The organism is Klebsiella sp. M5al (assembly GCF_002090195.1).
In the GTDB taxonomy this organism is placed as follows: Bacteria; Pseudomonadota; Gammaproteobacteria; order Enterobacterales; family Enterobacteriaceae; genus Klebsiella; species Klebsiella grimontii.
The window spans coordinates 2,365,298-2,381,880 of sequence record NZ_CP020657.1 but is presented as its reverse complement, the minus strand read 5'-3'; the positions used below and the strand labels follow the sequence as shown (position 1 = coordinate 2,381,880).

Sequence of the window (16,583 nt, the reverse complement as noted above, 5' to 3'; positions counted from 1 at the left end):
AAAACGACATCCGCTATTCCGCTATATTACACAAAAAATTAACATCGCCGCTCGTTCTCCGCTACCCTTCACCACCGTTATGGTTGGTCATCACGCCCCGAGTCATCAACCAGAACAGCAGCGCCAGCAGACTGACCGATGCCCCCAGCAGGCAAACGCCCTGCCATCCCGCGCGCGCATATACCGCGGTCGTACTAACCGCCCCCAAACCGCTGCCAAGCGCATAAAACAGCATATACAGACCGACCAGCCTGCTGTGCGCTTCGGGTCGGGTACGGAAAATCATGCTTTGATTAGTGACATGCAGCGCCTGACCGCCGAGATCCAGCAGCACAATGCCAGCCAACAGCGCCGCTGGCGACCATGCCATCAGCGATAATGGCCACCAGGCCACCAGCAACATGACCAGGGCCACGGCGCTGGTGCGCTGCCCGTATCCGCGATCGGCCCATTTACCGGCTCGCCCCGCCGCCAGGGCGCCGATAGCCCCCACCAGGCCCAGGGCGCCGATCTCCGTATGCGAAAAGCCGAAGGGCGGAGCGCTCAAGGGCAAAACCAGCGCGCTCCAGAAGATATTGAAGGCGGCAAACATCAGTAACGCCAGCACGCCGCGCACCTGAAGCACTTTTTCCTGACGCAGCAGAGTCAGCATCGATGCCAACAGGCGCGGGTAGCTCAGGGGGGTCGACGCTACCGCTAACACCGGCAGCCGACGCCACAGCGGCAGCGCAATGCCCAGCATCAGTAAAGCGGCAAAGATGTATACCCCGCGCCAGCCGAAGAGATCGCTTACGCCCCCTGAAAATACCCGCGCCAGCAGCAGCCCGATAAAGACTCCGCTCTGCGCGGCGCCCACCACGCGTCCCTGTTCATGGGGCGAAGCGGCGCTGGCGGCATAGGCGATCAACCCCTGGGTCATTGCGGTACCCAGCAGGCCAACGGCAAGCATGCCGCCCAACAGCATCACGGTGGTGGACGCCAGACTCACCGCCGTCAGCGCAGCGATCAACAGAAAAACCTGCGTCGCTATCAGGCGGCGGCGATTGACTCTGTCGCCCAGCGGTACCAGCAAGAGCAACGCCATCGCGCAGCCAATCTGAGTCGCCGCAATCACCCCGCCAATCGCGGCGTCGCTGATGGCAAAATCTCGCGCCAGCGCGTCGAGCAGCGGTTGTGCGTAATAAACGTTCGCCACGCTCAACCCGCTGGCGAGAGCAAACAGCCACACCAGGCTACGCGGCATAACCGTTTCCGGGTCTATTAGCGATGGGGATAACATTGACGCTTTCATGATTCCAGCCTTAATAATCTAGTTTCAAAATAAAACCAGTTGTAGGCTAGAACAGGGAGTTTTAAAATGCAACTAGTTTACCCGACCGTTTGGAGAGCCCATGCCTGCGCGTGAAAAAATGAAAAACGAAACCTGCCCCGTCGCCCGAAGCGTGGATATTATCGGCGATCGCTGGTCCTTGTTGATTGTGCGCGACGCCTTCGATGGTATGCGCCGCTTTAGCGATTTCCAGCGAAGCCTCGGTATGGCGCGTAATATTCTCTCTGACCGTCTGCACAAACTGGTAAATTCAGGTATCCTCACGACGCAAGCCGCCTCGGACGGCACGGCTTATCAGGAATACGTACTGACGGCAAAGGGGGAGCGTTTGTTCCCTGTGGTGGTTGCGCTACGCCAGTGGGGAGAGCAGCATCTGTTTGCCCCTGACGAACCCCATTCCGTCCTGATCGATAAACGTACGCTGCGCCCGGTTCCCATGATGTCGCCCGCGGCCGAAGACGGACTCGTCCTGACGCCTCACGAAACTGAGGTACAAAAAATCAAATAAAATTCTTTATTTAACAGCTGTTTATGTTAAAGGTGTATAATAAGCGCTAAACTATTCAAATCATAAATAAAATGGAGAACGGGCATGCGCGTACTCGTGGTTGAGGATAACGCTCTCCTGCGCCATCACCTGAAAGTTCAGCTGCAGGAGCTGGGACATCAGGTCGATGCGGCGGAAGACGCAAAGGAAGCGGATTACTATCTGGGTGAACATGTTCCGGACATCGCCATCGTCGACCTTGGCCTGCCGGATGAAGACGGCCTTTCGCTGATTCGTCGCTGGCGCAGCCACGACGTGTCGGTGCCGGTGCTGGTGCTGACCGCGCGCGAAGGCTGGCAGGATAAAGTCGAGGTGCTGAGCGCCGGCGCGGATGATTACGTCACTAAGCCGTTCCATATCGAAGAGGTCGCGGCCCGCATGCAGGCGCTGCTGCGGCGTAACAGCGGCCTGGCGTCACAGGTCATCTCCATACCGCCTTTCCAGGTGGATTTATCGCGTCGCGAGCTGTCGGTCAACGACCAGCCCATCAAGCTGACGGCATTTGAATACACCATTATGGAAACCCTGATCCGCAACCGGGGCAAAGTGGTCAGCAAAGATTCGCTGATGCTGCAGCTCTATCCCGACGCCGAGCTGCGCGAAAGCCATACTATCGATGTGCTGATGGGACGACTGCGCAAAAAAATACAGGCTGAGTATCCGCAGGATGTGATTACCACCGTGCGCGGCCAGGGCTATCTGTTCGAACTGCGCGGATGAAAGGGCTACTGCGGCATATTCTGCCGCTGTCGTTGCGCGTCCGCTTTCTGCTGGCAACGGCCGCCGTGGTGCTGGTGCTATCGCTTTCCTATGGCATGGTCGCGCTGGTGGGATATAGCGTTAGCTTCGATAAAACCACCTTCCGCCTGCTGCGCGGCGAGAGCAACCTGTTCTATATGCTGGCGAAGTGGGAAAACAACACCATCGAAGTTGATATTCCCGATAACCTCAATATGCAGAGCCCCACGGTAACGCTGATTTACGACGCTCACGGCCAGCTGTTGTGGGCGCAGCGCGATGTTCCGTGGCTCGTCAAGCGTATTCAACCTGACTGGCTCAAAAATAACGGCTTTCATGAGATTGAGGCCGACGTAGACAGCAGCAGTATGCTGCAGCACAACAATCATGAGATTCAGCAACAGCTGGACGCCATCCGGGAAGAGGACGACGGCTCCGAGATGACCCACTCGGTGGCGATCAACATCTATCCGGCCACCAGCACCATGCCGCAGCTCAGTATCGTGGTTGTCGACACCATTCCGGTGGAGCTGAAGCGCTCCTATATGGTGTGGAGCTGGTTTATTTACGTCCTGGCAGCCAACCTGCTGCTGGTGATCCCGCTATTGTGGGTCGCGGCGTGGTGGAGCCTGCGCCCTATCGAATCGCTGGCCAAAGAGGTGCGCGAACTGGAGGAGCATCACCGCGAGATGCTCAACCCGAACACCACCCGGGAGCTTACGCGGCTGGTCAGCAATCTCAACCGCCTGCTGAAAAGCGAACGCGAACGCTATGATAAATACCGCACGACGCTGACCGACCTCACCCACAGCCTGAAAACCCCTCTCGCGGTGATGCAGAGCACGCTGCGTTCCATGCGCGGCGAGAAGCTGAGCGTCAACGAAGCAGAACCGGTGATGCTGGAGCAGATTAGCCGCATCTCGCAGCAGATTGGCTACTATCTGCATCGCGCCAGCATGCGCAGCGGCGGTTCGCTGCTCAGCCGCGAACTGCACCCCATCGCTCCGCTGCTCGACAGCCTGACCTCGGCGCTGAACAAAGTCTATCAGCGCAAAGGCGTGAACATTACCCTGGATATCTCGCCGGAAATTAGCTTTGTCGGCGAAAAGAACGATTTTATGGAAGTCATGGGCAACGTTCTCGATAACGCCTGCAAATATTGCCTGGAGTTTGTGGAAGTCTCCGTTCGTCAGACCAACGACAATCATCTGCATATTCTGGTTGAAGATGATGGCCCGGGGATCCCGGCAACGATGCGCAGCGCGGTGTTCGATCGCGGCCAGCGCGCCGATACGCTGCGCCCCGGGCAGGGCGTGGGCCTCTCGGTTGCCCGCGATATCGTTGCCCAGTACGACGGCCGTATCCTGGCCGAGGACAGCCTTCTCGGCGGCGCCTGCATGGAAGTGATTTTTGGCCGTCAGACCCTCGAAGATAAAGAGAGCTAAAACAGTCGGTTTTTTAACGGCGCCTGCATCATGCTGGTGCCGCATCCGTTATAATCCCTATCAGACACCTGCTGTGGAATATAAATATGGATTATCAATTAACGCTTAACTGGCCCGACTTTATCGAACGCTACTGGCAAAAACGCCCTGTAGTGCTAAAACGGGGCTTTGCTAATTTCGTCGATCCGTTAAGCCCGGACGAGCTGGCCGGACTGGCGATGGAGAGCGAAGTCGATAGCCGCCTGGTCAGTCATCAGGACGGTAAATGGCAGGTTAGCCACGGCCCCTTCGAGAGCTACGATCACCTGAGCGAGAATAACTGGTCGCTGCTGGTACAGGCGGTTAATAACTGGCACCAGCCAACGGCGGCGCTGATGCATCCGTTCCGCGCTCTGCCCGACTGGCGCATCGACGATCTGATGATCTCGTTTTCCGTCCCGGGCGGCGGCGTCGGTCCGCATCTCGACCAGTACGATGTGTTCATCATTCAGGGGACCGGCCGCCGCCGCTGGCGCGTGGGCGAAAAAGTGCCGATGAAACAGCACTGTCCGCATCCTGACCTGCTGCAGGTCGATCCGTTTGAAGCCATTATTGATGAAGAGATGGAGCCGGGCGATATTCTGTATATTCCGCCGGGATTCCCGCATGAAGGCTACTCGCTGGAAAATTCGCTTAACTATTCGGTCGGCTATCGCGCGCCAAATGCCCGTGAGCTGTTCAGCGGCTTTGCCGATTACGTTTTGCAGCGCGAACTGGGCAGCCAGCGCTACGCCGATCCGGACGTACCGTCTCGCGACCATCCTGCCGACATTTTGCCGGTTGAACTGGATCGTCTGCGCGAGATGATGCTGGGGCTGATTAACCAGCCGGAGCACTTTAAGCAGTGGTTTGGCGAGTTTATCACCCAGTCCCGCCACGAACTGGATGTCGCGCCGCCGGAGCCACCATATCAGCCGGATGAAATTTACGATGCGCTGCAGCAGGGGGACAAGCTGTCGCGGCTCGGCGGTCTGCGCGTGCTGCGGATTGATGGCGAGGTATTCGTCAACGGCGAGAAAATCAACTCACCGCACCGGCCGGCGCTGGATGCCCTGGCTACTCATCTGACGCTAAACGCAGAGCATCTCGGCGATGCGCTGGAAGATCCCTCCTTCCTCGCCCTGCTGGCCGCGCTAGTCAACAGCGGCTACTGGTTCTTTGAGGACTGAGTCATCTGTTTGCCCGGTGGCGGCTGGCGCCTCACCGGGCCTACGGGATGGCATTCTACATTTGCCTACCGCACCGTCAGTTTCACCACCTCACCGGGCCGTAGCTTATAGAACCTTTATGCGCCGCGTTTCGCCGTCAGCTCGGCAATGCGTACAATCACCTGCACCGCCTTCTCCATGCCTTCAAGCGTCACAAACTCATGCTTCCCGTGGTAGTTATAGCCGCCGGTAAACAGGTTCGGGCACGGCAGGCCCATAAACGAGAGCTGCGCGCCGTCGGTACCGCCGCGAATCGGCTTTAACTGCGGTTCAATATCGCAATCTACCATCGCCTGGCGGGCGATATCGACCACGTGCGGGTGCGCCATCACCTTCTCATGCATATTGTAATAGCTGTCCTCAATGACCAGCTCGATATAGCAATCCGGATGAAGCCCCTTGCCGACCTTTTTGGCGATCTCCATCATCTTGCGCTTGCGGGCCTCAAACTGCTTCCGGTCAAAATCGCGGATGATGTAGTGCATATCTGCCCGATCGACGGTGCCTTTGATGCTGGCCAGATGGTAGAAACCCTCGTAGCCTTCGGTGGTCTCGGGCGCTTCGTCCGCTGGCACCTCGGCATGAATGCGCGCCGCCAGCGATAGGGCGTTCACCATCACCCCTTTCGCCGTGCCGGGATGAACGTTATTACCCACGATCTTAATCGTCACCGAGGCGGCGTTAAAGTTCTCGAACTCCAGTTCACCCACGCCGCCGCCGTCGACGGTGTAAGCCCAGCGCGCATCGAATGCCGCGACATCAAAATGCTTCGCCCCTTTACCCACCTCTTCATCCGGCGTAAAGGCGACGCGGATATCGCCGTGGGGAATATTCTTCGCTTTTAGCGTCGCCAGCGCGGTCATGATCTCCGCGATGCCCGCTTTGTCATCCGCGCCGAGCAGCGTTTTGCCATCGGTGGTAATCAGCGTCTGCCCGAGCAGCTGGTGCAGTACCGGGAACATCACCGGGGAGAGAACCTCGTCGCCAATACCGAGAGCGATATCACCGCCGCGGTAGTTTTCGACGATCTGCGGATTAACATTCTTACCGCTGAAGTCAGGCGACGTATCGACATGGGAAATAAAACCAACGGCCGGAATATCACCCTCAACGTTAGCCGGCAGGGTGCCCATGACCGTCCCTTTCTCACTCAGCGTCACGTTCACCAGTCCCATTTCTTGCAGCTGCGCCTGAAGCAGACGTAACAGCTTCCACTGACCTTCCGTGCTCGGTACCTGACGCACGCCAGGCTTCGACTGCGTGTCTAAAGAAACGTACTGCAAAAAACGCTCAAGCAATTTATCCATGTAGCCACCCTCTTCTTTTGTGACAACATTATTGATAAGCCGGAAAAGACAAATATTGCGTCAGGTCATTTTTAGCCCGGCAAATGAGAATTTAATCCATTTCGCACGATAATGTTGTAAAGGTAGCTCATCATGGCGCATCAATCATTGGCGATTACAATCGTTTGCCGTAGAATGCTCGGCCTTATTATTTTATGTGTCAAACCAAAGGTGGTTAACCACAAACCCCGCATCGGTAAGCTTTCCGCTGCGCCTACATGGGACAGAGTCAAAAATTGAATACACAACCGCGTTCGCGTTCTCCGCTGGTTCAGCTGGCGGGAATTCGCAAAAGCTTTGATGGTAAAACGGTAATATCCGACCTCAATCTGACCATCAACAACGGTGAGTTTCTCACCCTGCTTGGCCCCTCCGGCTGCGGTAAAACAACCGTTCTTCGTCTTATCGCCGGCCTGGAAAGCGTCGATAGCGGCCGAATCCATCTCGAAGATCACGATATCACCCATATCCCGGCGGAAAACCGCCACGTTAACACCGTCTTTCAAAGCTATGCGCTGTTTCCGCACATGACGGTGTTTGAAAACGTCGCCTTTGGCCTGCGTATGCAGAAAACCCCGGCCGCGGAAATTACCCCCCGCGTCCACGACGCCCTGCGTATGGTGCAGCTTGACGCGTTTGCCCAGCGTAAACCGCATCAGCTCTCCGGCGGCCAGCAGCAGCGCGTCGCCATCGCCCGCGCGGTAGTCAACAAACCGCGCCTGCTGCTGCTTGATGAATCTCTCTCCGCACTTGATTATAAACTGCGCAAGCAGATGCAGAATGAGCTGAAGGCGCTTCAGCGTAAGCTCGGCATCACCTTCGTCTTCGTGACCCACGATCAGGAGGAGGCGCTGACCATGTCCGACCGCATCGTGGTCATGCGCGAGGGTAAAATTGAGCAGGACGGCACGCCGCGCGAGATCTACGAAGAGCCAAAAAACCTGTTTGTCGCCAGCTTTATCGGCGAAATCAACATCTTCGATGCCACAGTCATCGAGCGGATCGACGAGCAGCGGGTGCGCGCCAGCGTCGAAGGCCGCGAATGCAATATTTACGTCAGCTTCGCCGTTGAAAAAGGCCAGCGGCTTAACGTTCTGCTGCGTCCGGAAGATCTGCGCGTGGATGAGATCCACCACAGTAACGATGCCGATGGCTTGATAGGCTATATCCGCGAACGCAACTATAAAGGCATGACGCTGGAATCGGTGGTTGAACTGGAAAACGGCAAAATGGTCATGGTCAGCGAATTCTTTAATGAAGACGATCCTGATTTTGACCACTCTCTCGACCAGAAAATGGCCATTAACTGGGTAGAAAGCTGGGAGGTTGTGCTGGCCGATGAAGAACACAAGTAAATTCCAGAATGTGGTGATCGCCACCATCGTGGGCTGGCTTGTGCTGTTCGTCTTTTTGCCCAACCTGATGATCATCGCTACCAGCTTCCTGACCCGCGACGATACCAACTTCGTTAAGCTGGTCTTTACGCTGGATAACTACGCGCGCCTGCTCGACCCGCTCTACTACGACGTGCTGTTGCATTCGTTGAATATGGCGCTGCTGGCGACGCTGGCCTGCCTGGCGCTCGGCTACCCTTTCGCCTGGTTCCTGGCAAGGCTGCCGGAAAAGGTGCGCCCGCTGATGCTGTTTCTGCTGATCGTGCCGTTCTGGACCAACTCGCTGATTCGTATCTACGGGCTGAAGATTTTCCTCAGCACCAAGGGCTACCTCAACGAATTTTTGCTGTGGCTGGGGGTCATCGATACGCCGCTGCGCATCATGTACACCCCCTCGGCGGTCATTATCGGCCTGGTCTATATTCTGCTGCCGTTTATGGTGATGCCGCTCTACTCCAGCATCGAGAAGCTCGACCGCCCGCTGCTGGAAGCGGCGAGAGATCTTGGCGCCAGTAAGCTGCAAACCTTTATCCGCATCATCATTCCACTGACCATGCCGGGCATTATCGCCGGCTGCCTGCTGGTGATGCTTCCGGCGATGGGGCTGTTCTACGTTTCCGACCTGATGGGCGGCGCGAAGAACCTGCTGATCGGCAACGTGATAAAGAGCCAGTTCCTCAACATTCGCGACTGGCCGTTCGGCGCGGCGACCAGCATCACGCTGACGCTGGTGATGGGCCTGATGCTGCTGATTTACTGGCGCGCGGCGCGCTTACTGAATAAAAAGGTGGAGCTGGAATGATTGGTCGACTGCTGCGCGGCGGCTTTATGACCGCCATTTACGCGTATCTCTACATCCCCATTATTATTCTGATCGTGAATTCGTTTAACAGTTCGCGCTTTGGCATCAACTGGCAGGGTTTCACCACCAACTGGTATAGCCTGCTGATGAATAACGACAGCCTGCTGCAGGCGGCGCAGCACTCGCTGACCATGGCGGTGCTGTCGGCCACCTTCGCCACCCTTATCGGCTCGTTGACCGCCGTAGCGCTCTACCGCTATCGCTTTCGCGGCAAGCCATTCGTCAGCGGGATGCTGTTCGTGGTGATGATGTCGCCGGATATCGTGATGGCGATTTCGCTGCTGGTGCTGTTTATGCTGATCGGCATTCAGCTGGGATTCTGGTCGCTGCTGTTTTCGCATATCACTTTCTGCCTCCCCTTCGTGGTGGTCACGGTGTTTTCGCGCCTGAAAGGCTTCGATGTACGCATGCTGGAAGCCGCAAAAGATCTCGGCGCCAGCGAACTGACCATTCTGCGAAAAATCATTTTGCCGCTGGCGCTGCCCGCGGTGGCCGCGGGGTGGCTGCTGAGCTTTACCCTGTCGATGGATGATGTGGTGGTTTCTTCGTTCGTCACCGGGCCGGGTTATGAGATCCTGCCGCTGAAGATTTATTCGATGGTTAAAGTGGGGGTATCGCCAGAGGTTAACGCGCTGGCGACCATTCTGTTGGTTCTGTCGCTGGTGATGGTTATTGCCAGCCAGTTAATTGCACGTGATAAAACTCAGGGGACGTTAAAATGAAAAAATGGTCACGCCACCTGCTCGCTGCGGGCGCTCTGGCAGTCGGGATGAGCGCCGCGCATGCGGACGATAGCAAAACGCTCTATTTCTACAACTGGACCGAGTATGTCCCGCCGGGACTGCTGGAGCAGTTCACCAAAGAGACCGGCATCAAGGTTATCTATTCGACCTACGAATCGAATGAAACCATGTACGCCAAGCTCAAAACCTATAAAGACGGCGCCTACGACCTGGTGGTGCCGTCCACCTACTTCGTCGACAAAATGCGCAAAGAGGGCATGCTGCAGAAGATCGATAAGAGCAAGCTGAGCAACTTCGGCAACCTCGATCCTGAAATGCTCAACAAACCGTTCGACCCGAACAACGACTACTCGATTCCGTACATCTGGGGCGCGACGGCCATTGGCATCAACAGCGACGAGATCGATCCCAAAACCGTCACCAGCTGGGCGGATCTGTGGAAGCCAGAGTATAAGAGCAGCCTGCTGCTCACCGACGACGCGCGCGAAGTGTTCCAGGTAGCGCTGCGTAAGCTGGGTTACTCCGGCAATACCACCGATCCCAAAGAGATCGAGGCGGCCTATAACGAGCTGAAAAAGCTAATGCCGAACGTGGCGGCGTTCAACTCGGATAACCCGGCGAACCCGTATATGGAAGGCGAAGTAAACCTCGGCATGGTATGGAACGGCTCCGCGTGGGTCGCGCGTCAGGCCGGTACGCCGCTGGAAGTGGTGTGGCCGAAAGAAGGCGGCATCTTCTGGATGGATAGCCTGTCGATTCCGGCAAACGCCAAAAACGTCGACGGCGCGCTGAAGCTGATCAACTTCCTGCTGCGCCCGGAAATCGCCAAACAGGTAGCGGAAACCATCGGCTACCCGACGCCAAACCTGGCCGCGCGTAAGATGCTGAGCCCGGAAGTCGCCAATGATAAATCGCTCTACCCGGACGCCGCGACGATTCAGAAAGGCGAATGGCAGAACGATGTCGGCAGCGCCAGCACCCTGTATGAAGAGTATTATCAGAAACTGAAAGCGGGTCGTTAATTTCGCCATACTGCCGGGCTTCGGCCCGGCAGTATGCGCTTATCCCGGTAGGCGTTATTGGCGCACGAATAACGCACAGAAGCCGGACGTACACGCAGCACGTGAGGATTGTCTCGCTACGCTCGCCCTCCGGGCCGCCCTGAAGGGCGTTCAAAATACTTCCGTATTGTGTCAAGCTCTGCCCAAGTCCAAAATGGCCAGTGAAAGAGTCCTGATGGGATAGGCTCTAAGATATGTTACAAGGGTTAGTTATCCTGTTGTTCTGTCTTTCAATCTGTCACCAGGCTTTCGCCAGCCTGGGTGAGAGTGAATTATGGCGGCGGCTTTTTTACGACCCGCCAGAGGCCTACTCTTTGCGCTTTCCCTTACGTTTATTTGCGGCGTCGGTGACATAGTTCAGCGGCTTCCAGAGCGCTGCTATCGTAATAAGCGTACCGAACGCGGCGATATCGCCCTGTGCGCTCTGGCCGACCAACAGCAGATAGAGCAGATGAAACAAACATGAAGCGGCGGATCCGATACCGAGAAAAAAACAAATAATAAACAGGATATTTCGGCTATCGGAAAGACGGGGCAGGCAATACTGACTCCACAGCCCAACCCCAACTGCGGCAATAAAAATAATGAAAGATATCACTAACGGGCTATCCATAGCCGCTCCTGTTTTCCATTGCGATTTATCAAAGACGTGGCGTCGACCTGGCGACCTCATGCAGCAATTTTTCCACAAACCTCGGTACTTCTTCGCTTGCCAGGCCATAGTGCTTTTCAGCAAATTCGCTGCCCACCTGGCTTGGTTCGAGGTTTAGCTCAACCGTATGGGCGCCCTGCAGCCGCGCTTCGTGGACAAAGCCGGCCGCCGGATAAACGTGCCCGGAAGTGCCGATGGCGATAAAGATATCGCACTCGGCCAGCGCCAGGTAGATTTCATCCATATCCAGCGGCATCTCGCCGAACCACACCACGTGCGGGCGCAGCGGCGCGGGAAACTGGCAGCAGTGGCATTTATCCTCCGTGGTCACATCGCCGGTCCACTCCAGCACCTGCCCACTCCACGAGCAGCGCACCTTCAGCAGTTCGCCGTGCATGTGTATTATCCGCCGGTTACCCGCGCGTTCGTGTAGATTATCGATATTCTGGGTCACCAGCAGGAAATGGTCGCCCAGCGCCTCTTCCAGCCGCGCCAGCGCCTGATGCGCCGCATTGGGCGCGATGTCAGGGCTTTGCAGCTGGCGGCGGCGGTCGTTGTAAAACGCCTGTACCAGCGCCGGGTCGCGGGCGAAACCTTCCGGCGTCGCCACGTCTTCCACCCGATGCTCTTCCCACAGACCATCTGCGGCGCGGAAGGTTTTAATTCCCGACTCCGCCGAAATGCCCGCGCCGGTTAGCACCACGACTCTTGGTTTTTCCATCGTTTCAGGTGTCTCCTTATCTTCGCCGAAGAAAATCCGCTGGCGCAAACGGTCTCGTAACCGGCGCTTGTTGCGGCGAAATCGGCTTAATCGGTGTAAGCGGCGCGACTGCATAGCTACCTCTGTCGTTATTGAGTCAGATGAAGGAAGGCCGCACCGCGCATACCTCCGGCATCGCCATGACGCGCGCGCTCAATACGCGGCACGCTGGCAACGGGAAGCAGATGTCGCGGCAGGCGCTGCGCCAGCCCTTCGGTTATTGCAGTAAAGTTAGACAATCCTCCGCCAAGCACCAGCAGATCGGGGTCGACAATCGTTAAAATATTGCCCAGACACACCGCCAGCAGATCGAGATAGCGCTCAACGTGCTCGCGCGCCTTCGCGTCTCCCTGTTGCCAGAGCGCGACGATCTCGGGTGAGGTTAAGGATTGTTGATAAAAGTGTTGGTATAACCAGGCGAAACCGCGCCCGGAAAGATAGTTTTCAATACAGCCCAGCTGACCGCAGCCGCAGCGGGTCAGAGGAAAATCACGCCCTACCACTTCCAGCGCATCCACCGGCAGGCGGATATGGCCGAATTCGCCGGTAATATAGCGATGCCCGGTAATCGATTTACCGTTAAGCACCAGACCGCCGCCAACCCCGGTGCCGAGGATCAGCCCCATCACCAGCGGATATTGCGTAAATTCATCGTCCCACGCTTCGGAGAGGGCAAAACAGTTGGCATCGTTATCAAGGCGCACGTCGCGCCCCAGACGCTCGCTCAGATCGGCCCGCAGCCGTCTGCCGCTGGCGGCGGGAACGTTGGCGGCGTACAGCGTGCCGTCTTCAGTTTCCGGCATGCCCGGAATACCAATGCCCACCGAGCCCTGGCAGCCGAAGCGCTGGTCAGCTTCCTGTACCAGCGCTTCTACCGCCTGCAAAAATGCTTCGTAGCTCTCTTTCGGCGTGGCGACGCGTTTTTCCCACTGCAGCCGCCGCGCTTTATCAAATATGCCCAGCGCTATCTTGCTGCCGCCAATGTCAAATCCATAGTACATTTCAGCAATTCCTCTTTACTGGTCAGCAAAGCCGACCATGACGATAAATTACTGGCCACTCAGCACCCTCGCCGGGTCAATGCGGCTGGCGCGGCGGGCGGGATACCAGCTGGCCAGCAAACTCAGCAACAGTGCCGTCACCAGCACGTAAACGACGTCCAGCCAGTGCAGTTCAGACGGCAGGAAGTCAATAAAATAGATGTCGCCGGAGAGGAATTTATGCCCGATCAGGTTCTCAATACCGTTAATGATTGCGGTCAGCTTGAAGGCGCAGATAACGCCAATCGCCACCCCAATCAGGCTCCCTACCGAACCGGCAAGTAAACCATACCATACGAAAATCGCGCGGATCAGCCCGTCTTTTGCGCCAAGCGTGCGCAGCACCGCAATATCGCCGCTTTTATCCTTCACCGCCATCACCAGGGTCGAGACGATGTTAAAGCAGGCCACGCCGATCACCAGCACCATCGCGAGGTACATAATGGCGCGGATCATCTGGATGTCGCGGTACATATAGCCATAGGTGCCTATCCAACTCTTAATGTATACGTAGCTGTTGGTCACTTCGCCGGCATCGCGCACCAGGGTGTTCGCGTGGAACACATCGGTGACTTTAATGGCGATACCGGTCACGCTGCTGCCCATTTCAAGGTACTGCTGCGCATCCTGTATGGGGATCATGGCAAAACTATGATCGAGCTGGCCGCTGAGCTGCAAAATACCGGTAACGTGGAGCCTGACGCGCTTTGGCTGCAGCAGCTGGTGGTCGGCATCCGAGTTGGGGATCATGATTGACACCCAGTCGCCCTGCTTAACGTGCAGCGCATCGGCGACGCCTTTACCGAGGATCACCTGCTGCTCTCCGGCTTTAAAGCTGGCCCACGCGTTGTTCTGCACAAAGTTGGGTAGCGAACTGAGGCGGCTCTCCTGCTGCGGATCGACGCCCTTTACCTGGATGGCGCGCATGTTGCTGCCGCTCTCCACCAGCCCGGTGAAGTTAATGTAAGGCGCCGCGGCAACGATGCCTTTGACCTTTTCAACCTTCGCCAGCGCTTCGTTCCAGTTGTTCCACGGCTGGTTCACCGGCTCAATTTCACCGTGCGGCACCACCGCCAGAATGCGGTTGTTGAGCTCGCGCTCGAAGCCGTTCATGGCGCTCAGGCCAACGATCAGCACCGCCACGCCTAGCGCAATGCCGATGGTCGAGATAACTGAAATCAGCGAAACCATCCCTCCGCGCCGCCGTCCGCGGCTAAAGCGCAGGGCAATCAATAATGATAACGGAGAAGCCATTACTCAGCCCCCATCAGGGAGAGTTCGGCGGTCAGGCGCCCGTCGCGCATCTCCAGCTGGCGGCTCATCCGTTTTGCCAGCTGCAGGTCGTGGGTCACCACCAGAAAGGCGGTGCGCTGCGCCACGTTCAGTTCGCCAAGCAGCTGAAAAATGCTGTCGGCGTTGCGGGCATCAAGGTTACCGGTAGGTTCATCCGCCAGCACCAGCCGCGGTTTATTGACCAGCGCGCGGGCAATCGCTACGCGCTGACGCTCGCCGCCGGAGAGCTCCGACGGGCGGTGGTCGCTGCGGTGCTCAAGCCCGACGGCGCGCAGCATCGCTTTCGCCTGACGCTCAATATCCGCCGCCTTCTGTTTACCGATTAACAGCGGCATCGCCACGTTTTCCAGCGCGGTGAAATCCGGCAGCAGGTGGTGAAACTGATAAATAAAGCCCAGCTCGCGGTTGCGCAGATCGGCGCGCGCGGCGGCTGAGAGTCGGCTCATCGACTGACCGGAAAAGATAACGTCGCCGGAGGTCGGCGTATCCAGCCCGCCAAGCAGATGCAGCAGCGTACTTTTGCCGGAACCGGAGGTGCCGACAATCGCCATCATCTCGCCCTCTTCAATGCTGAAGCTGACATCATGCAACACGTCGGTTTGCACGCTGCCTTCCTGATAGCGTTTGCACAGGTTGTCGCATTGCAGCAGGATCTTATTCATAACGTAAAGCCTCAGCGGGTTGAGTGGCGGCAGCGCGCCATGAAGGATACAACGTAGAGAGTAATGCCAGCGCCATTGCCACCAGGGCAATCACGATCACCTGTAGCGGCTCAATGGCTACCGGCAGCGCGGCGCCGTCGAGGAACGCGCCGATAATCGGCATCAAATTATTCAGCTGGCTGGCAAGCAGCGCGCCCAGTCCGGCGCCAAGCAGCGCGCCGACGATCCCGGCGCTCGCGCCCTGGACCATAAAGACCAGCATGATCTGCCGCGGCGTCAGGCCGAGAGTCTGGAGGATCGCCACCTCGCCCTGCTTTTCCATGACCATCATGCCTAGCGAGGTAATGATGTTAAAAGCGGCGACGGCGACGATCAGGCTCAACAGCAGGCCCATCATATTTTTTTCCATCCGCACGGCCTGGAACAGCTCGCCTTTACGTTCGCGCCAGTCCTGCCATTTGGTCCCTTCCGGTAGCGTCTGCTGGCTGAGGGTATCCACCTGTAAAGGCTGATTCAGCCACAGCCGCCAGCCGGTAATATTCCCCTGCGGATAGCGCATCAGGCGCGAAGCGTCGTCGATGTTGGTCAACATCTGATAGCCATCGACTTCGCTGTTGGCGGCAAAGGTGCCGATCACGTTAAACAGACGCTGGCTGGGAACCCGCCCCATCGGGGTGAACTGGCTGGCGGAGGGCACCATCACGCGGATCTGGTCGCCGCGATTGACGCCCAACTGCCCTGCCAGCTGCTCGCCCAGGATGACGTTATACTTTCCGGCCTGCAGATCGCTCTGCTTGACGTTAACCAGATAAGGCGTCAGGGGATCTTTTTGCGCCGGGTCGATGCCGAGCATTACGCCAACCGCCACGCTGCGGGCGCTTTGCAGCACCACATCGCCGGTGGTCAGCGGCGCCACGCGGGTGACGCCCTGTAATCTGGCCGCGCTTTCCGGCAGCTGTTGCGGGTTTATGGACCCCTGCTTGGCGCTAAGGATGGCCTGCGGCATCAGCCCCAGGATGTTATTTTGCAGCTCGCGCTCAAAGCCGTTCATCACCGACAGAACGGTAACCAGCGCCATGACGCCAAGCGTAATGCCAATGGTCGAGAGCCAGGAGACGAAACGACCGAAGCGGTCGGCTGCGCGCCCACGCATATAGCGAAGGCCGATAAAGAGTGCGGCAGGTTGATACATGTCATCCATCTGATTGCTGATAGCCGATGCCCGAGTATATAAGCGATTATGAGCAGCGTAAATGACTGATACCTGTAGATTTTATTGGCAATAATAACAAAAATTCAATATAAACAACAAGATAGATGAGCAAGTCGTTATTTAACTTTACGCTTATCGGAGTTCGTTACATTTCTGGCCAAAACATGACCTTTGCGATACGGGTTGGCGAATCCGGGTCAATCGCGGATAATCTCACTATTGAATATCAGCGAGTTGCCCTCCATATCGG

Annotated in this window: 16 protein-coding genes; 8 read left to right on the top strand and 8 right to left on the bottom strand. The window is 57.1% G+C overall.

Annotation, left to right across the window (positions count from 1 at the left end):
• Positions 1-61: 61 nt before the first annotated feature.
• Entirely contained in the window at positions 62-1,291 is a 1,230-nt protein-coding gene (locus BWI76_RS11290) for an MFS transporter (RefSeq protein ID WP_049085947.1), read from the bottom strand.
• Between the two features lie 100 nt (positions 1,292-1,391).
• On the opposite strand from BWI76_RS11290, the gene BWI76_RS11285 reads away from it, so the two are divergent.
• The 4 genes from BWI76_RS11285 (at position 1,392) to BWI76_RS11270 (ending at position 5,268) form a co-directional block, all read left to right on the top strand.
• Entirely contained in the window at positions 1,392-1,838 is a 447-nt protein-coding gene (locus BWI76_RS11285; protein ID WP_004138352.1) for a winged helix-turn-helix transcriptional regulator, read from the top strand.
• Between the two features lie 84 nt (positions 1,839-1,922).
• A complete protein-coding gene (gene phoP / locus BWI76_RS11280; protein WP_004101181.1) occupies positions 1,923-2,597 on the top strand; it encodes a two-component system response regulator PhoP in 675 nt (224 codons plus the stop codon).
• A complete protein-coding gene (gene phoQ, locus BWI76_RS11275) occupies positions 2,594-4,060 on the top strand; it encodes a two-component system sensor histidine kinase PhoQ (RefSeq protein WP_024359527.1) in 1,467 nt (488 codons plus the stop codon). The genes phoP and phoQ overlap by 4 nt, the downstream gene beginning before the upstream one ends.
• A gap of 86 nt (positions 4,061-4,146) precedes the next feature.
• Positions 4,147-5,268 carry a cupin domain-containing protein gene (locus BWI76_RS11270; protein ID WP_004131462.1) on the top strand — a complete coding sequence of 374 codons (1,122 nt, stop codon included), beginning with the start codon at positions 4,147-4,149 and terminating at the stop codon, positions 5,266-5,268.
• A 116-nt stretch (positions 5,269-5,384) separates the two neighbouring features.
• Here BWI76_RS11270 and pepT read toward each other — a convergent pair whose 3' ends face one another.
• Entirely contained in the window at positions 5,385-6,614 is a 1,230-nt protein-coding gene (gene pepT, locus BWI76_RS11265; RefSeq protein ID WP_004138356.1) for a peptidase T, read from the bottom strand.
• A 257-nt stretch (positions 6,615-6,871) separates the two neighbouring features.
• Here pepT and potA point away from each other — a divergent pair, with 257 nt between their 5' ends.
• The 4 genes from potA to potD are packed head-to-tail and all read left to right on the top strand — an operon-like array spanning position 6,872 to position 10,674.
• Complete coding sequence (gene potA, locus BWI76_RS11255) at positions 6,872-8,008, top strand: spermidine/putrescine ABC transporter ATP-binding protein PotA (protein WP_004138358.1); 1,137 nt, start codon at positions 6,872-6,874, stop codon at positions 8,006-8,008.
• Positions 7,992-8,849: a spermidine/putrescine ABC transporter permease PotB gene (gene potB / locus BWI76_RS11250; RefSeq protein ID WP_004131456.1), complete on the top strand. Its 858-nt coding sequence runs from the start codon at positions 7,992-7,994 to the stop codon at positions 8,847-8,849. Before potA ends, potB begins: the two co-directional genes overlap by 17 nt.
• The gene (gene potC, locus BWI76_RS11245; RefSeq protein WP_004138360.1) at positions 8,846-9,631 is read left to right on the top strand and encodes a spermidine/putrescine ABC transporter permease PotC; all 786 of its coding nucleotides are present in this window, start codon (positions 8,846-8,848) and stop codon (positions 9,629-9,631) included. Before potB ends, potC begins: the two co-directional genes overlap by 4 nt.
• Positions 9,628-10,674, top strand: coding sequence for a spermidine/putrescine ABC transporter substrate-binding protein PotD (potD, locus tag BWI76_RS11240; protein WP_024359528.1), 1,047 nt, complete (start codon positions 9,628-9,630; stop codon positions 10,672-10,674). The genes potC and potD overlap by 4 nt, the downstream gene beginning before the upstream one ends.
• Positions 10,675-11,020: 346 nt before the next feature.
• Here potD and BWI76_RS11235 read toward each other — a convergent pair whose 3' ends face one another.
• The 6 genes from BWI76_RS11235 to lolC are packed head-to-tail and all read right to left on the bottom strand — an operon-like array spanning position 11,021 to position 16,312.
• Complete coding sequence (locus tag BWI76_RS11235) at positions 11,021-11,326, bottom strand: hypothetical protein (RefSeq protein ID WP_004138364.1); 306 nt, start codon at positions 11,324-11,326, stop codon at positions 11,021-11,023.
• A gap of 28 nt (positions 11,327-11,354) precedes the next feature.
• Entirely contained in the window at positions 11,355-12,200 is an 846-nt protein-coding gene (gene cobB / locus BWI76_RS11230; RefSeq protein WP_024359530.1) for a Sir2 family NAD+-dependent deacetylase, read from the bottom strand.
• A gap of 14 nt (positions 12,201-12,214) precedes the next feature.
• Entirely contained in the window at positions 12,215-13,126 is a 912-nt protein-coding gene (nagK, locus tag BWI76_RS11225) for an N-acetylglucosamine kinase (protein WP_024359531.1), read from the bottom strand.
• A gap of 48 nt (positions 13,127-13,174) precedes the next feature.
• On the bottom strand, positions 13,175-14,419 hold the full coding sequence (gene lolE, locus BWI76_RS11220; RefSeq protein WP_004138367.1) for a lipoprotein-releasing ABC transporter permease subunit LolE: 1,245 nt from the start codon (positions 14,417-14,419) through the stop codon (positions 13,175-13,177).
• Positions 14,419-15,120: a lipoprotein-releasing ABC transporter ATP-binding protein LolD gene (gene lolD / locus BWI76_RS11215; protein WP_004138368.1), complete on the bottom strand. Its 702-nt coding sequence runs from the start codon at positions 15,118-15,120 to the stop codon at positions 14,419-14,421. The genes lolE and lolD overlap by 1 nt, the downstream gene beginning before the upstream one ends.
• Complete coding sequence (lolC, locus tag BWI76_RS11210; protein WP_004131430.1) at positions 15,113-16,312, bottom strand: lipoprotein-releasing ABC transporter permease subunit LolC; 1,200 nt, start codon at positions 16,310-16,312, stop codon at positions 15,113-15,115. The genes lolD and lolC overlap by 8 nt, the downstream gene beginning before the upstream one ends.
• Between the last annotated feature and the right edge of the window lie 271 nt (positions 16,313-16,583).

What these genes read in the sequence shown, in the direction of transcription:
- BWI76_RS11290 (WP_049085947.1), bottom strand. Translation starts at nt 1,291, where the DNA reads ATGAAAGCGTCAATGTTATCCCCATCGCTAATAGACCCGGAAACGGTT.
- pepT (WP_004138356.1), bottom strand. Translation starts at nt 6,614, where the DNA reads ATGGATAAATTGCTTGAGCGTTTTTTGCAGTACGTTTCTTTAGACACG.
- potD (WP_024359528.1), top strand. Translation starts at nt 9,628, where the DNA reads ATGAAAAAATGGTCACGCCACCTGCTCGCTGCGGGCGCTCTGGCAGTC.
- cobB (WP_024359530.1), bottom strand. Translation starts at nt 12,200, where the DNA reads ATGCAGTCGCGCCGCTTACACCGATTAAGCCGATTTCGCCGCAACAAG.
- potC (WP_004138360.1), top strand. Translation starts at nt 8,846, where the DNA reads ATGATTGGTCGACTGCTGCGCGGCGGCTTTATGACCGCCATTTACGCG.
- nagK (WP_024359531.1), bottom strand. Translation starts at nt 13,126, where the DNA reads ATGTACTATGGATTTGACATTGGCGGCAGCAAGATAGCGCTGGGCATA.
- potB (WP_004131456.1), top strand. Translation starts at nt 7,992, where the DNA reads ATGAAGAACACAAGTAAATTCCAGAATGTGGTGATCGCCACCATCGTG.
- lolE (WP_004138367.1), bottom strand. Translation starts at nt 14,419, where the DNA reads ATGGCTTCTCCGTTATCATTATTGATTGCCCTGCGCTTTAGCCGCGGA.
- lolD (WP_004138368.1), bottom strand. Translation starts at nt 15,120, where the DNA reads ATGAATAAGATCCTGCTGCAATGCGACAACCTGTGCAAACGCTATCAG.
- BWI76_RS11235 (WP_004138364.1), bottom strand. Translation starts at nt 11,326, where the DNA reads ATGGATAGCCCGTTAGTGATATCTTTCATTATTTTTATTGCCGCAGTT.
- phoP (WP_004101181.1), top strand. Translation starts at nt 1,923, where the DNA reads ATGCGCGTACTCGTGGTTGAGGATAACGCTCTCCTGCGCCATCACCTG.
- potA (WP_004138358.1), top strand. Translation starts at nt 6,872, where the DNA reads ATGGGACAGAGTCAAAAATTGAATACACAACCGCGTTCGCGTTCTCCG.
- BWI76_RS11270 (WP_004131462.1), top strand. Translation starts at nt 4,147, where the DNA reads ATGGATTATCAATTAACGCTTAACTGGCCCGACTTTATCGAACGCTAC.
- phoQ (WP_024359527.1), top strand. Translation starts at nt 2,594, where the DNA reads ATGAAAGGGCTACTGCGGCATATTCTGCCGCTGTCGTTGCGCGTCCGC.
- lolC (WP_004131430.1), bottom strand. Translation starts at nt 16,312, where the DNA reads ATGTATCAACCTGCCGCACTCTTTATCGGCCTTCGCTATATGCGTGGG.
- BWI76_RS11285 (WP_004138352.1), top strand. Translation starts at nt 1,392, where the DNA reads ATGCCTGCGCGTGAAAAAATGAAAAACGAAACCTGCCCCGTCGCCCGA.